This is a genomic window from Paenibacillus sp. NPDC056579 (genome assembly GCF_042793215.1).
Classification (GTDB): domain Bacteria; phylum Bacillota; class Bacilli; order Paenibacillales; family NBRC-103111; genus Paenibacillus_S.
On record NZ_JBHTVD010000002.1, the window covers coordinates 128,303 to 141,936 of the forward strand.

At 51.4% G+C, this 13,634-nt stretch carries 11 protein-coding genes; 9 read left to right on the plus strand and 2 right to left on the minus strand.

The annotated features are described in order from the left end of the window. Positions 1–653: 653 nt before the first annotated feature. The 7 genes from ACFQ88_RS08140 to glnA all read left to right on the plus strand — a co-directional run bounded on the left by ACFQ88_RS08140 (position 654) and on the right by glnA (position 8,976). Entirely contained in the window at positions 654–2,222 is a 1,569-nt protein-coding gene (locus ACFQ88_RS08140) for a S1C family serine protease (protein WP_239632609.1), read from the plus strand. A gap of 129 nt (positions 2,223–2,351) precedes the next feature. Then, positions 2,352–3,044, plus strand: coding sequence for a response regulator transcription factor (locus tag ACFQ88_RS08145; protein WP_239632612.1), 693 nt, complete (start codon positions 2,352–2,354; stop codon positions 3,042–3,044). A 1-nt stretch (position 3,045) separates the two neighbouring features. After that, positions 3,046–4,569 (plus strand): sensor histidine kinase, encoded by a 1,524-nt coding sequence (locus ACFQ88_RS08150; protein ID WP_379453771.1) that lies wholly within the window; start codon positions 3,046–3,048, stop codon positions 4,567–4,569. 24 nt (positions 4,570–4,593) lie between these two features. Beyond that, a complete protein-coding gene (locus ACFQ88_RS08155) occupies positions 4,594–5,547 on the plus strand; it encodes a 4-hydroxy-3-methylbut-2-enyl diphosphate reductase (RefSeq protein ID WP_239632617.1) in 954 nt (317 codons plus the stop codon). Between the two features lie 22 nt (positions 5,548–5,569). Beyond that, positions 5,570–6,109 carry a DUF2062 domain-containing protein gene (locus tag ACFQ88_RS08160; RefSeq protein ID WP_239632619.1) on the plus strand — a complete coding sequence of 180 codons (540 nt, stop codon included), beginning with the start codon at positions 5,570–5,572 and terminating at the stop codon, positions 6,107–6,109. Between the two features lie 146 nt (positions 6,110–6,255). Further along, positions 6,256–7,299, plus strand: coding sequence for a 3-deoxy-7-phosphoheptulonate synthase (gene aroF / locus ACFQ88_RS08165; RefSeq protein WP_239632621.1), 1,044 nt, complete (start codon positions 6,256–6,258; stop codon positions 7,297–7,299). Positions 7,300–7,551: 252 nt separating this feature from the next. Next, a complete protein-coding gene (glnA, locus tag ACFQ88_RS08170; protein WP_239632623.1) occupies positions 7,552–8,976 on the plus strand; it encodes a type I glutamate--ammonia ligase in 1,425 nt (474 codons plus the stop codon). Positions 8,977–9,046: 70 nt separating this feature from the next. On the opposite strand, the gene ACFQ88_RS08175 is transcribed toward glnA, so the two are convergent. Both ACFQ88_RS08175 and ACFQ88_RS08180 read right to left on the minus strand, forming a co-directional pair. After that, on the minus strand, positions 9,047–9,826 hold the full coding sequence (locus tag ACFQ88_RS08175) for a 2-phosphosulfolactate phosphatase (RefSeq protein ID WP_379453772.1): 780 nt from the start codon (positions 9,824–9,826) through the stop codon (positions 9,047–9,049). Continuing rightward, on the minus strand, positions 9,823–10,317 hold the full coding sequence (locus ACFQ88_RS08180) for a GNAT family N-acetyltransferase (RefSeq protein WP_379453773.1): 495 nt from the start codon (positions 10,315–10,317) through the stop codon (positions 9,823–9,825). Before ACFQ88_RS08180 ends, ACFQ88_RS08175 begins: the two co-directional genes overlap by 4 nt. A 354-nt stretch (positions 10,318–10,671) precedes the next feature. On the opposite strand from ACFQ88_RS08180, the gene ACFQ88_RS08185 reads away from it, so the two are divergent. Both ACFQ88_RS08185 and ACFQ88_RS08190 read left to right on the plus strand, forming a co-directional pair. Continuing rightward, a complete protein-coding gene (locus ACFQ88_RS08185) occupies positions 10,672–11,988 on the plus strand; it encodes a DUF1800 domain-containing protein (RefSeq protein WP_379453774.1) in 1,317 nt (438 codons plus the stop codon). 19 nt (positions 11,989–12,007) lie between these two features. Beyond that, positions 12,008–13,249 (plus strand): DUF1501 domain-containing protein, encoded by a 1,242-nt coding sequence (locus ACFQ88_RS08190; protein WP_379453775.1) that lies wholly within the window; start codon positions 12,008–12,010, stop codon positions 13,247–13,249. Positions 13,250–13,634: the final 385 nt, after the last annotated feature.

The following is a 13,634-nucleotide window of genomic DNA, read 5'->3' on the forward strand; positions in this document are numbered from 1 at the left end:
GACACGCTTGCCAGTAGTGCGGGAACGGGCTAGGGCTGGGAGTGAAGCGGCACGGTTGGGATCGCGTTCGTCCAGAGGCTGCTTTGCTGCGCAAAGTGAGCTCTGGACACGCTTGACGTTTGCAAACATTAAAACATGAAAACACAAAACCCTCGTTCGAAAGTCTATTTAATAAGAAAGGCTTTGGTCTTCCCGACCAAAGTCTTTCTTATTAAATGCGCTTCTCACTCGCAAGATGTGCTTCTCACTCGTAGTTCATGGAAGCGTGTCCGGCCCTCTTGCCTGTAATGGCAAGGATGCCGGACAATAGCGCTCTCTATCGTGCCGCGTACCTATGAGTACTAGCCCGTTCCCGCACTCATGGAAGCGTGTACCCTTTCTCTTTGCGTGGCAAAGCGAAAGGGTACGGACGCGATCCCACCACTAGCCCCCACATCAAAGTCGCCCAGCGTAACTCCAACCTCCAAACTTACGGGGTCCAGGGGCGTAGCGCCCGGGGCCCCCCCCTTGAGAGCAAGGGGGGGATGGGGGGATTGATTTTAGTCTCAATTTATTTAATTTTAAGGTTTCTTTAAGGTTACTTAGGCAATATATAGTCAAGGATAGCAAGTAACAATAATTCGTTGAAGCCTTGTGAATGGGAGGGTTCTTATATGGAAGACAACAAAAAAGAGAATGATGATTTCTATCGCCGTCAGGATGGCGATTCCAATGATACAACGTCCCGGGAGACCAAAGCGGAGCCCGGCGAATCGAAGCAGGAGCGGCCTTCTTACTATTACTCATACGGACCTTATAACTCAGCTATGAATAATGAGGAATCGGCAGCCGCACATAATGCGGGAAATACCCAAGAGGATGTAGCTGTTGAAATGACCCCTCCGAAGCCGGTTCGTACGTTCTCTTACAACGGATCGGACAACGGCGCACAGGATCCGATGAGAAACTGGCAGTTCGAGCAGCCGAAAAAACGGGGTTCTTCCCTTAAAAGCACATTTATCGCCTTTTTGGCCGGAGCTGTTGTAGTCGGAAGCTTGATGTTCGCCTCGGACCGAATGAATCTGTTCACTGGAACAAAAGGTGTTATGAACAGCGGAGCGGGATCGTCTTCGGCTTCATCCTCCGGCTCGACAGGCAGCGGAGCCGTCAAGCCAACCGCTCTAAGCATGGGCAGACCGGATAACATCGCACAAATTGCAGAGCAATCCGGACCGGCCGTAGTCAAGATCGAGACCAAGGTCAAATCCAAGGCGACGAGCCGCGGCAACTCCTTGTTCGACGATCCGTTCTTCCGTCAATTTTTCGGCGATGAAATGCCTAATCAGCAAAAACCGAAGAGCAACACGGACCAGCTGGTGCCGGGAGGTATGGGAACCGGGTTTATTTTTGAAAAATCCGGCTACATCTTGACGAACGAGCACGTAATCGACGGTGCGGACGAAATCTGGGTTACGGTGCAGGGCTTCGAGGAGCCGTTCAAAGCTACGCTGCTGGGCAACAGCTATGACCTCGACTTGGCCGCTCTGAAGATTGAGCCGAAGGACGGCAAAGAATTCCCATGGCTGCCGCTCGGCAAAGCGGAAGATACGAACGTCGGTGACTGGGTAGTGGCTATCGGTAACCCTTACGGCTTCGACCATACAGTAACTGTCGGGGTGCTGAGCGCCAAAGAACGTCCGATCTCGATTCCGGACAGCCAAGGAACCCGTAACTACAAGCATTTGCTGCAAACCGACGCTTCCATTAACCCGGGGAATTCCGGCGGACCGCTTCTTAACCTGAACGGGGAAGTTATCGGAATCAATACCGCGGTTAGCGCACAGGCGCAAGGGATCGGTTTTGCGATTCCGACCAGCACGATTTCGAGCGTCTTGGATAATTTGAAAAATAACGTGAAAATTCCGAAAGAACCGGCTCCATTCATTGGCGTGACGCTTGCTCCTATCGACAAGGAGTGGGTGAGCGAGCTGAAGCTGGAAAACACGGAAGGCGCGATCGTCTCCGATGTCGTTCGCAAAAGCCCTGCATTCAAAGCTGGCATCAGACCCTATGACGTCATTGTGGAAGTAAATGGGGTCAAGGCCAAAACGACAGCCGAAGTACAGTCTAAGATCCAGGCGTTGAAGGTGAACGAAAAAGCGACTTTGGGTGTTATGCGCGACGGCAAAAAAGAGTCGATCACAGTTACCATCGGTGATAAAAACGCAGAGACGACCGAATAACTATAGTAAATAGAAAAAGGTTAGAGCAAGGTACAAACAAGAAGTAGAGCGAATCGTTTCGTGAAGCTCTGCTTCTTTTTGTATCCGGAGGCACGAATTTGATACAATACGGATAAGGTGGTGTTGCGAATGAGAGAGAAAATACTGGTGATAGACGACGACGAAAAAATTACATCGATGCTGCGGCGCTCGCTCGCTTTTGAAGGCTATACGGTCTTTACGGCGAACCACGGCATGGATGGATTGAAGCAAATATTGGAGCACGACCCGGACGCGGTCATTCTGGATGTCATGATGCCGCAGCTGGACGGCTGGGAAGTCGTACGTCGTATTCGCGAGGGCGGAGCGAGCGTTCCTGTGCTGATGCTGACTGCTAAGGACGAGGTGGCGGATCGGGTGAAGGGTCTCGACATCGGGGCTGACGATTATTTGGTCAAGCCCTTCGCATTGGAGGAGCTTCTGGCGAGAGTACGCGTCCTTTTGCGGAGAAAGAGCGCCGAGAAGGCGGAGCAGGAAACGAACCGGCTCCAATACCAGGATGTATTCATGGACCTCGATACGCGCGAAGTATTCCGCGGAGGCCAGCTGATCGAATTGACGACCAAGGAGTTCGAGCTGCTGCACCTGTTTATGCAAAATCCGAAGCGGGTTCTATCCCGCGATTTGATCATGGAAAAAATATGGGGTTACGACTACAGCGGCGAGTCAAACGTGCTGGAGGTTTACATCGCGCTGCTGCGACAAAAAACGGAGGAGCATGGGCACAAACGGATGATCCAAACCGTTCGTGGCGCCGGGTACGTACTGAGAGGAGAGGGCTGACTTGTCCATACGTCTTCGACTTACTTTATGGTATACGGGCATATTGTCGGTCACAGTGCTTCTGTTCGGCTTCGGTCTGTACGGGCTTCTCTACTATAATAATTATGATTATTACAAAGAGGAGCTGCAGAAGCAGGCCGACAGTGTATACTCGAGAATTCAATCGGTTGTCCGCATCACTTCAGGCGGAATAAGCTGGGATTTTGTGCTTCAGGGGAGAGATTTGCTCCGCGGCTCGAATACGTTTTTTCAGGTGGATAATTTTGAAAATGGAAACCAGGACAAATCGACGAATTTGAAGGAACTCAATTTAACGATTCCGCCGCTTTCTGAAAAACAAAAGCAGCAAATGGTTGAGGACACTTACTTGATTCGCAAAACCAAGATTGAAAATCTCGATTTTCTCGTATACAGCAGGCCGATTATGGTGCAAAAAGGAAACCAAAGTTATATGGGGGGCTCTTTTCAAGCAGCGGTTTATATTGAGTCGTCCGAGAAAATGTTCTCGCTGTTGCGAATTGTTTTAATGGCGGCTTCTCTTGTGACCATCATGCTGGCGGCTTCTGTTGGTTGGTTCTTAGCGCGAAAAGCGCTCCAGCCAATCGAACAGGTTATCATTGCAGCCGATCAGATTGAGAAAGGTGCTGACCTGGGAAATCGCATCAATTACGATGGTCCGGAAGATGAAATCGGCAGGTTAACCAACACCATTAATGGCATGCTGGGACGGCTGCAAACGACCTACTCGGAGTTGGAGGAGGCGTACCGAAGACAGCGGAGATTTGTGTCCGATGCATCGCACGAGCTTCGCACGCCGCTCACCACGATACGGGGCAATGTCGATCTGCTGGAAAAAATGTGGAAGCAGACGGCGGCTATCGGAGACGGGAAAAATAACGGTCAGCTGGAGATATCGTTGGAGGCTATGCATGATATTGCAGGTGAGGCGGAGCGCATGTCGCGGCTGGTTAATGATCTGCTGGCTTTGGCCAGAGCCGATGCAGGCTTCCAGATCGAGAAAAGTGAAATTGAGCTGAAGCCTATTGTAGAACAGGTCATCCGCAGAGCGCAGCTGCTCCCTCGTTCGGTGGAATGGGTGGCAGGCGATTTGTCGGCATTGGAAGGTGCGTATGTGAAAGGCAGCAGAGATTATTTGCAGCAGCTGATTTTTATTTTCGTGGAGAATGCTTTTAAGTATACGGAAAAAGGTTACGTCAAGCTGGACGCGCTGCGCATGAACGACCAGATCGGCATTCGGATCGAGGATACCGGTATTGGTATGGATAAGGAAGAGATCCCGCTTATTTTTGAGCGGTTTTATAGAGCAGACCCTTCCAGGGGGAAAACGTCGGGAACCGGCCTAGGCTTGTCCATCGCCAAATGGATTATCGACGAGCATTACGGCTCCATCGAGGTCAAGACCCGCAAAGAGGAAGGAAGCATCTTCATTATTTGGCTCCCTCTATTACCCGATTCGACATCAATCGTGAACAGGCATTCCATACAAGAAGGGAATCAGGTATAATAGAAGGGAAGGGCAGGTGCAAGGATGGACATTATTAAAATTTCCCCGCGGGGCTACTGCTACGGGGTTGTAGATGCGATGGCGCTGGCCACGCAGACGGCGAAGAATCTGGATCTGCCGCGGCCTGTATATATATTAGGTATGATCGTTCATAATGCTCATGTGACGGATTATTTCGATAAAGAAGGCGTTATTACGTTAGACGGTCCGAACCGTCTTGAAATTTTGCAGCAGGTGGAGTCGGGGACCGTCATTTTCACGGCCCACGGCGTTTCGCCGGAAGTACGGAGATTGGCGAGAGAGAAAGGGCTTACGGTTGTCGACGCCACTTGTCCGGATGTAACCAAGACGCATGTTTTGATTAAGGAAAAGACGGCGGATGGTTATCATGTCATCTACATCGGCAAAAAAGGCCATCCGGAGCCGGAAGGCGCCGTAGGCGTAGCTCCGGATCGGGTACATCTGATCGAGAAGCTGGAAGAAATCGAGCAGTTGGAGTTGGATTCGTCCAAAATCATTATTACTAACCAGACGACCATGAGTCAGTGGGATATCAAGCATATAATGAATAAGCTGTTGGCGAAATTCCCGGGAGCGGAAATTCATAATGAAATTTGTCTTGCCACTCAGGTTCGCCAGGAGGCGGTAGCGGAGCAAGCGAAGGACGCCGATCTTGTACTTGTCGTGGGAGATCCGCGGAGCAACAATTCGAACCGTCTTGCGCAAGTTTCCGAAGAGATCGCGGGCGTTAAAGCGTATCGCATTGCCGATATTACGGAGCTGAAGCGGGAATGGCTGGAGCCGGTCCGGCGCGTTGCCGTAACCTCGGGCGCTTCGACTCCAACGCCGATTACAAAAGAGGTCATCCAATATTTGGAGCAGTATGATCCGAAGGATGCCACAACTTGGGAAATCAAACGAACCGTTAATTTGGATAAACTAATACCGTCGGTAAAGCAGAAGGCAGGAAACGAATAAACCACGATAGGATGAAGGAATTATGCAGCTTAAGAGTATGCCCGTAAGCAAGAAGCCGTTCCACGTCCGCAATATACTTCGTTGGCTGAAATATAAATACGTGCTGCTGACGCGTGCCAAAGGCGGACCGGGCATGGTAGCGATGGGTTTTTCCATCGGTCTTGCCATCGAAATGTTCACACTGCCTACTGTCGGCTTGGCGTTTTTTCTCATATTTCCGTTTGTCTACTTGCTGCGTGGCAGCATGGCTGCCGCTTTGATAGGATTTGTATTCGGCAAAGTCATTTACATCCCGATGACGTATTTTCATATGAAGGTCGGAGGACTTCTCATGCCAAGGGAGCTCCGCAAATTTTTGACGGATTACTTGCCTGATTGGATGGATACGTTCATCCGTTCGAATTTGAAGCTCTTACTCGGCGGCATGGTTGACGGCATTATTCTCGGATTGATCGTTTACTTCCCGATCCGCTGGGCACTGGAATTTTATGAAGCGAAACGCAAAGAAAAGCGGAAGCTAAGAAAAGCACAATTACTGATAAGCTCTGAGTCAACCCAGTAGAAAGAGATTTCTACTTGACGAGGAGCTTTTCTCGTTGTATAGTTACTTTAGCACTTAAAAGCATATAAGCGTTGAAGCGTTTAAGCATGTACGAGTTTATCGGGAAGTTCATTATATACATCTAACTATTATAGGGAGTGACTATTATGATCGCCATCGTCTCTAATAAAGTATCCGAAGAACGCATTCAAGAAATCGTCCATCTTATCGAGAAGCAAGGTGTGCAGGCTCATTTGTCCAAAGGGGTGGACCGCACCGTCATCGGAATCATCGGTCAGGCGGATCCGAAGCTGGCTGAGCAGCTGCGCCAGATGTCCGGGGTCGAGCAAGTGGTGAAGATTTCGAAGTCCTACAAGCTGGCAAGCCGCGACTTCCATCCGGCGGATACGGTTATCAAGATTAAGGACGTAGAGATCGGAGGAGATCAGCTCGTCATTATGGGAGGACCATGCGCCGTGGAATCGCCGGAGCAGATCGACGAGATTGCCCGTCTGGTCAAGGCAGCGGGAGCTCAAGTTCTTCGCGGCGGAGCGTTCAAGCCGAGAACCGGACCTTACAGCTTCCAGGGCGTAGGTGTGGAAGGATTGGTCATGATGGCCGAGGCCGGGAAGAAGCACGGGCTTCTGACCATTACCGAAGTGATGACGCCGGAATACGTAGATGTATGCGCGCAGTACGCGGATATCCTACAAGTTGGAACCCGCAACATGCAAAACTTCGATTTGCTGCGCAAGCTCGGAACGATCCAAACGCCGGTTTTGCTTAAGCGGGGCTTCAGTGCAACTTATGATGAATTCCTGAACGCAGCCGAGTACATCCTGGCGGGCGGCAATCCTAACGTGATGTTGTGTGAGCGCGGAATCCGAACATTCGAACCTTACACGAGAAATACGCTCGATCTGGCCGCCATCCCTGTGCTGCAATCGTTAAGCCATTTGCCGGTTATTTCCGATCCAAGCCACGGTACGGGCCGCAGAGAGCTGGTAGAGCCTATGAGTAAAGCGTCCGTAGCGGCCGGCGCTAACGGTTTGATCGTAGAAATGCACACCGATCCGGATAATTCGATGACAGGAGACGGCGTTCAATCGTTGTTCCCGGACCAATTCGCGAAGCTGATGGTAGATTTGGAGAAGCTGGCGCCGTTATGCGGCAAACGTTTTGATACGAAAAAAGAGACTATTACCATCTAACCTTACAAAGAAATAAGGAAAAAAACAGACTTGATCTCTCGATACAGCGGGGATCAAGTCTATTTTTGTCGAAATTATGAACGTAATCCAAGGATGTGTAAGAATACCTTACACATTCGTAAAAAATACCTTACATAAGTATTGACGATTATTAATGATTAGTTTTATAATAACACCATAATCATTAAAAAACTTGAACAATGTACGAACAAACCACGAAGAATGTTCGGAAATTAGGAGGTTGACGATTCAATGTCAGTTCAAAACGTGTTAAACATCATCAATGAAAAAGGCATCGAGTGGGTGGATTTTCGTTTTGTAGATCTTTCCGGTAGAGCCCATCATATTTCTTTGCCAGCAAATGAAGTTGACGAAGCTACATTTGAGAACGGGGTAGCTTTTGACGGGTCTTCCATCCCAGGCTTTAAAGGCATCGAAGAGTCTGACATGGTTATGCTTCCTGATACCGAGTCCGTATATGTGGATCCTTTCACAGCGCATCCTACATTGATCGTTATGTGTAACATCCATACTCCGGAAGGCGAGCGTTATGATCGCGACCCGCGCAGCATCGCTCAAAAAGCGGAAGAGTATCTGCAATCCGCTGGCGTAGGTACAACGGCATTCTTTGCTCCTGAATCCGAGTTCTTCATTTTCGACGAAGTTCGTTTCGAGAGCGGACAAAACAAAGCTTCTTACTTCGTAGATTCCGAAGAAGCTCACTGGAACTCCAACCGTAAAGAAGAAGGCGGCAACCTTGGTTTCAAAGTCGGCCACAAAGGCGGCTACGTACCGGTAGGCCCTACAGATACACAACAAGATATCCGCAGCGAAATGTGTCGTTTGCTGATGGAAGCCGGTCTTCGCATCGAGCGCCATCACCATGAAGTAGCTACAGCCGGTCAAGGTGAAATCAACTTCCGTTTCGACACATTGACTAAAACAGCTGATAACTTGATGAAATATAAATACATCGTGCAAAACACAGCTAGACAATACGGTAAAGTGGCAACCTTCATGCCAAAGCCATTGTTCGGCGATAACGGTAGCGGTATGCACGTTCACCAATCCATTTTCGACGGCGACAAGCCTTTGTTCTTCGAAAAAGGCGGCTATGCTAACCTGAGTGAGCTGGCTCTGAACTACATCGGCGGTATCTTGTACCATGCACCGGCTTTGATCGCGTTGACGAATCCGTCCACGAACTCCTTCAAACGTCTGGTTCCTGGTTACGAAGCTCCGGTTAACCTGGTGTTCTCCAAAGGCAACCGTTCCGCGGCCGTTCGTATTCCTGTTGCAGCAGTTACGCCTAAAGGCTGCCGCATTGAGTTCCGTACTCCGGACTCCACAGCTAACCCATACCTTGCTTTCGCAGCAATGCTGATGGCTGGTTTGGACGGCATCAAGAAGAAAATCGATCCTCGTGCATTGGGCTACGGTCCATTGGACAAAAACATTTACGACCTGTCGGATGCAGAAAAAGGCGAAATCCGCAGCGTACCTGGTACGTTGGATGAAGCTCTTAACGCTTTGGAAGCTGACTACGAGTTCTTGACTGAGGGCGGAGTATTTACTAAAGACTTCATCGACAACTACATCGGCTTGAAACGCGGCGAAGCAAAAGCAGTTTCCATCCGCATTCATCCGCACGAGTATTCCTTGTACTTTGACCTGTAAGATCGGTTCTGTTCGGACTCATCTATATATCATTAGCGAAAAACCCCGGTTTCCGGGGTTTTTCGGCGTATCAGGACGATTTGGCGCCGATGTCGGCAAAAAACGTTCCGTCGACAAGCATCGGGACGGCAGAGGATACGTCGAGCCGGGTCGAATGCAGGACGTCCTGCTCATATCCGCGTGTCCGCAGCTCGCGGCCGCTGCCGCAATCCCAGATGAGCTCGCGGAGTCTGCCGGCCGTACGCTCGAAGGCTGCGGCGCACAGCTCGGCTTCGGGAGAGCGGCTGCCGGACAGCCGGGCAAGGATCGCTCCGGCGCCGAGATAATCCTCGATGGCGGGCCTGAGCCGCTGCCCGTCACCGCTGTCGTCGTCCCATTGCTCCCCGCATGGGACAACGGTAACGCAAGCTCCAGGAGGCGAAGCTCTCCGGAGCTGCTCCGCTGCCTGAGCGGCGGCTGCGGCATTCCGGAGACAGCCGATCAGCAGGGCGGAGGCGTCGGACGCTGCCGATGTGCAGGCAGCCCCGTTCGAGGAGCAGACGACGATCCGTCGTCCCCGGTCTGCAGGCTTGAACGACAGCGGCGATAGGGAATAGCCGCCTAGGGCTGCCGCTTCGGCCCGGCTTAGCGCCAGCTCAGCGCCGATCGCCTCTGCGTAAGCTTTGGCCTTGGCCAACGGCGGCGGGGACGGGTATACAACAGCTCCATGTTCCAGAGCCGTTACAACCGTTGTTGAGAAGCTGAGAACATCGACAATGATTGTAATATCTTTGCGCTTGGCGGCTTCCATTGCTCCCCGCAGCCCCCATTCGACACGGCAATCGTAGGGAGCTTGATCGAAATCGGTCATAGGTTCTCTCCTTCTGCCGGCATGGCTGGGCGATGCCATTGCTGCATCGGATACATATACACGATTTTCGGCGAAATCCATTCGAACCCGAATTTGGAGTATAGCGACCGCGCTGCATCATTGTCCAGATCGGTTTCCAGCTGCATACGATGCGCTCCATGTGCTTCGGCAATGGCGGCGGCCCGATTCAGCAAAGCTTGTGCGACGCCTTGACGGCGATGCTCAGGAGCTGTGAACAAGGCTTGGATGTGGAATACGGGTAAGCCCTTGGAAGTGGATAAGCCCCAGCTGTAAGATAAAAAGCCGACATATCCGTCATCGGTCCTGGCAAGCAGGCAACTCGCATTGGGAAAAGACAGGAGCCGCTCCAGCGCTTCTATGGATTGGGATTGAGCGGAGTCATCCGTAGGGTCCATTTGTCTGTAAAGAAGCAACAGCCGGCTTGCATCGTGCAGATTGTGGCGGTCAAGCTCCACTATATGTACTTTCATTTTCGAGCCTCCTTTGATTGAATGTCTTTCATGGAAATTGTTACATGTTTTTCCGGAAAAAAATAGACTTATATGGATCGGTTTGATATGATGTTGAATAGGGTGCGTTCGAAATTCCGGACTCCCTAGACTTATCTAAATGATCAAGATCGCTGCTGCGGATAAGCAGTGGACCGCTTTTTGAACGAGGCCTTAGAAGATTAGGCTGCATGGTTCAAGCTAGCCGGTTTACAAGCTTAGGTTCCGCCTCACGCGGTCTTTTTTTTATTTCAAAGAAAGCCGTCTCCGTCACCTTTTTGTAATAAATCCCTTTTATAATGAAGCTATAACCTATCGATGATGGGAGAGGAACGAATGGGAGCGGAATGGACGGAACAAGCAGCCGTGCATCTGTTAAGCCGTGCTGCGTTTTTTGCCGGAAAACAAGATGTGAGCGCTTGCATGGAGCTTGGTAAGGAAGAAACGGTCCGCAGGCTGATAGCCGGACAATCTTTGACGGGAGCTGCCTACGAGCATCCCCCGTTAGAGCAGGTCAAGGCGGACGGCAAGGAGCTGAAGCCGGATTCCATCACGGATCAGCAATCGTATTGGCTGCAGCGGATGGTTATGACGGAAGCTCCTTTAATAGAAAAGATGACGCTGTTCTGGCATGGGCATTTTGCCACGTCCTATCAGAAGGTGAAGGAAATCCCGCTCATGATCCGTCAAAATGAGCTTTTCCGCAGCCATGCTCTGGGAAGCTTCCGCGATTTGCTCGTTGCGGTCGGCAAAGACCCTGCAATGATGCTGTATCTGGATTCTAACAACAATAAGAAGGGTAAGCCCAATGAAAACTACGCCCGTGAGGTCATGGAGCTATTCTCCTTGGGACTCGGCAATTATACCGAGCAGGATATTAAGGAAGCGGCGAGAGCTTTTACGGGCTGGACGTACAGCAAGCAGACGGAGGAATTGAAGTTTAATCCGAAAAATCACGATAACGGCAAAAAGACGATTCTCGGACATACAGGCAATTTCAATGAAACTAGCGTAATCGATGTATTTTACGAGCAGGAGGCATTGCCAAGGTTTATGGCTGCGAAGCTGTTGAAGTTTCTTGCGGTCAACGAGCCGTCGCCCGAATGGGTCACTGAAGTGGCTGACGATTTCATGCATTCCGCGAATGTGGGGGAAGTGCTGTCGAAGCTGTTTTTGTCGGATACGTTTTATGATCCTGCGGTACAGGGGAGCTTGATCAAGTCGCCGGTGGAATATGTAGTCGGTATGCTGAAGGCTTTGCGAATTCCGATGTCCAAGGGCTTCGCACAAGCAACGCGGAAAATGGGGCAGGAGCTGTATCTTCCTCCCGATGTAGCGGGATGGAGAGGCGGTACGACGTGGCTCATGACAACGAGTCTGCTCGCGCGGTACCAATTCGCCGAATCGGTAGCCAAGCGGGTGAACATTGCACAGTTCAGCGGCAAGGATTACATAATGGAAGAAGGAGAGTCCGCTGACAACGGAGTCGGTCCATTTGCGCAAAATGTAGGCGTTTGGTCTTTGAGCGATCAGACACGGCAAGTGCTGGCCCAGTATGCGGAGGAGACGTTTGTCCACTCCAAGCAAAAAATGACGGGGATGAAGGGCTTGCTTCATCTGATTATGATCAGTCCGGAAGCACAGATGAAATAAGAAGGGAGCGAACGAAGCCATGAAGCTGACCAGGAGAGATTTTTTGTTAAAAGGCACGGCGCTGCTTGCAACGCTTGGTCTTGGCGGGCCGATGATTTTTGCCGAGAACGGTTCGCTGCTGAAGAGTGCAGCCGCCAGCCCCGAGCAAGACGTCGATTCTCCCGTGCTTGTCGTCATCCAGCTGTCGGGAGGCAATGACGGGATTAACACGCTGATCCCTTACGGTATGGGGGGCTACTTCGATGCTCGCCCAACGCTTAAAATTACGCAGAACGAGGTTCTGGCGATTAATAATGAAGTAGGCTTGCATCCGAGTCTTGCCATGCTGAACGAGCTGTACAAGAACGGCAAGCTTGCCATTATCCAGGGTGTCGGCTATCCGAAGCCGGATCATTCGCATTTTCGCTCGATGGAAATATGGCAGACGGCGGAGCCGGAGCAATTCATCCGTTCGGGCTGGCTGGCCCGATATGTGGAGTCGTCGTTGTCCCAAACGGCCAATCCGCTCAAAGCATTGCAAATCGGCAATAATGCGAACAAATCGTTCGCCTCGGAGAAGGTGAACGTTCCGGTCATCCAAACGGTGGAAACGTACAATATGTTCGATCCGAAGACGCCGAAAACGGAGCAAAACCGTTTGGCCAAAGCGTTCATGGATATGTACGATCCGAATCGCCAGGGGACGCAAATCAAAGTAACATGCGAGCGTGGATCGGACGCTTACCAGAGCGTTGAAGCGATTCATAATCTGACCAGCGGCTACCAAAATAAGGTGGAGTACCCGAAATCCAATATCGCCCGGGATTTGCAGCTCGTCTCTAAGTTGTTATCCGGCCAATCGGGCACGCGGGTGTTTTATGTCGAGCTGGGAGGCTTCGACGACCACGCGCAGGAGAAGGAGCAGCATGCCAAGCTGCTGAAGCAGCTGGACGAAGCGGTAGGCACGTTCTACAAGGATCTGGAGGCCCAGGGGCTGCAGGATCGTGTAGTGACGATGGCCTTCTCGGAGTTCGGACGCAGAGTGAAGGAGAACGGCAACGGCGGCACGGACCATGGAACCGCTGCGCCGGTCCTGGTTCTGGGCGGGAAAGTAAAGGGCGGGATGTACGGCGTCATGCCGAGCCTGACGAATTTGGACAACGGCGACTTGAAATATGAAGTCGACTTTCGGTCGGTTTATTATACGTTGGTCGAAAACTGGCTGAAGGGCGACGCCCGTACGGTGCTTAGCGGCAGCTTCGAGAAGCTGGCGTTTATTTAGGGCTGGAGGCGCTGGAAAAAGCGGCGCGATGGGGGCCGCTAGCGGGCTGAGCTCAGCTGTAACGCTGAAAAACCGTCTTACAGCACGCGAGAAACGCCTGCGCCATGCTGTAAGACGGAAAAACCGCGTTACAGCGCGGCATGAAGCACGTTCAGACGCCCCAGCAGCACTGTAACGCTGAAAAACCGACTTACAGCACGCGAGAAACGCCTGCGACATGCTGTAAGCCGGAAAAACCGCGTTACAGCGCGGCATGAAGCACGTTCAGGCGCCCCAGCAGCACTGTAACGCTGAAAAACCGTCTTACAGCTCGCGAGAAGCGCCTAGGGCATGCTGTAAGACGGAAAAACCGCGTTACAGCGCGGCATGAAGCACGTTCAGGCGC

What these genes read in the sequence shown, in the direction of transcription:
- ACFQ88_RS08155 (WP_239632617.1), top strand. Translation starts at nt 4,594, where the DNA reads ATGGACATTATTAAAATTTCCCCGCGGGGCTACTGCTACGGGGTTGTA.
- ACFQ88_RS08190 (WP_379453775.1), top strand. Translation starts at nt 12,008, where the DNA reads ATGAAGCTGACCAGGAGAGATTTTTTGTTAAAAGGCACGGCGCTGCTT.
- ACFQ88_RS08160 (WP_239632619.1), top strand. Translation starts at nt 5,570, where the DNA reads ATGCAGCTTAAGAGTATGCCCGTAAGCAAGAAGCCGTTCCACGTCCGC.
- ACFQ88_RS08145 (WP_239632612.1), top strand. Translation starts at nt 2,352, where the DNA reads ATGAGAGAGAAAATACTGGTGATAGACGACGACGAAAAAATTACATCG.
- ACFQ88_RS08185 (WP_379453774.1), top strand. Translation starts at nt 10,672, where the DNA reads ATGGGAGCGGAATGGACGGAACAAGCAGCCGTGCATCTGTTAAGCCGT.
- glnA (WP_239632623.1), top strand. Translation starts at nt 7,552, where the DNA reads ATGTCAGTTCAAAACGTGTTAAACATCATCAATGAAAAAGGCATCGAG.
- ACFQ88_RS08140 (WP_239632609.1), top strand. Translation starts at nt 654, where the DNA reads ATGGAAGACAACAAAAAAGAGAATGATGATTTCTATCGCCGTCAGGAT.
- ACFQ88_RS08175 (WP_379453772.1), bottom strand. Translation starts at nt 9,826, where the DNA reads ATGACCGATTTCGATCAAGCTCCCTACGATTGCCGTGTCGAATGGGGG.
- ACFQ88_RS08180 (WP_379453773.1), bottom strand. Translation starts at nt 10,317, where the DNA reads ATGAAAGTACATATAGTGGAGCTTGACCGCCACAATCTGCACGATGCA.
- aroF (WP_239632621.1), top strand. Translation starts at nt 6,256, where the DNA reads ATGATCGCCATCGTCTCTAATAAAGTATCCGAAGAACGCATTCAAGAA.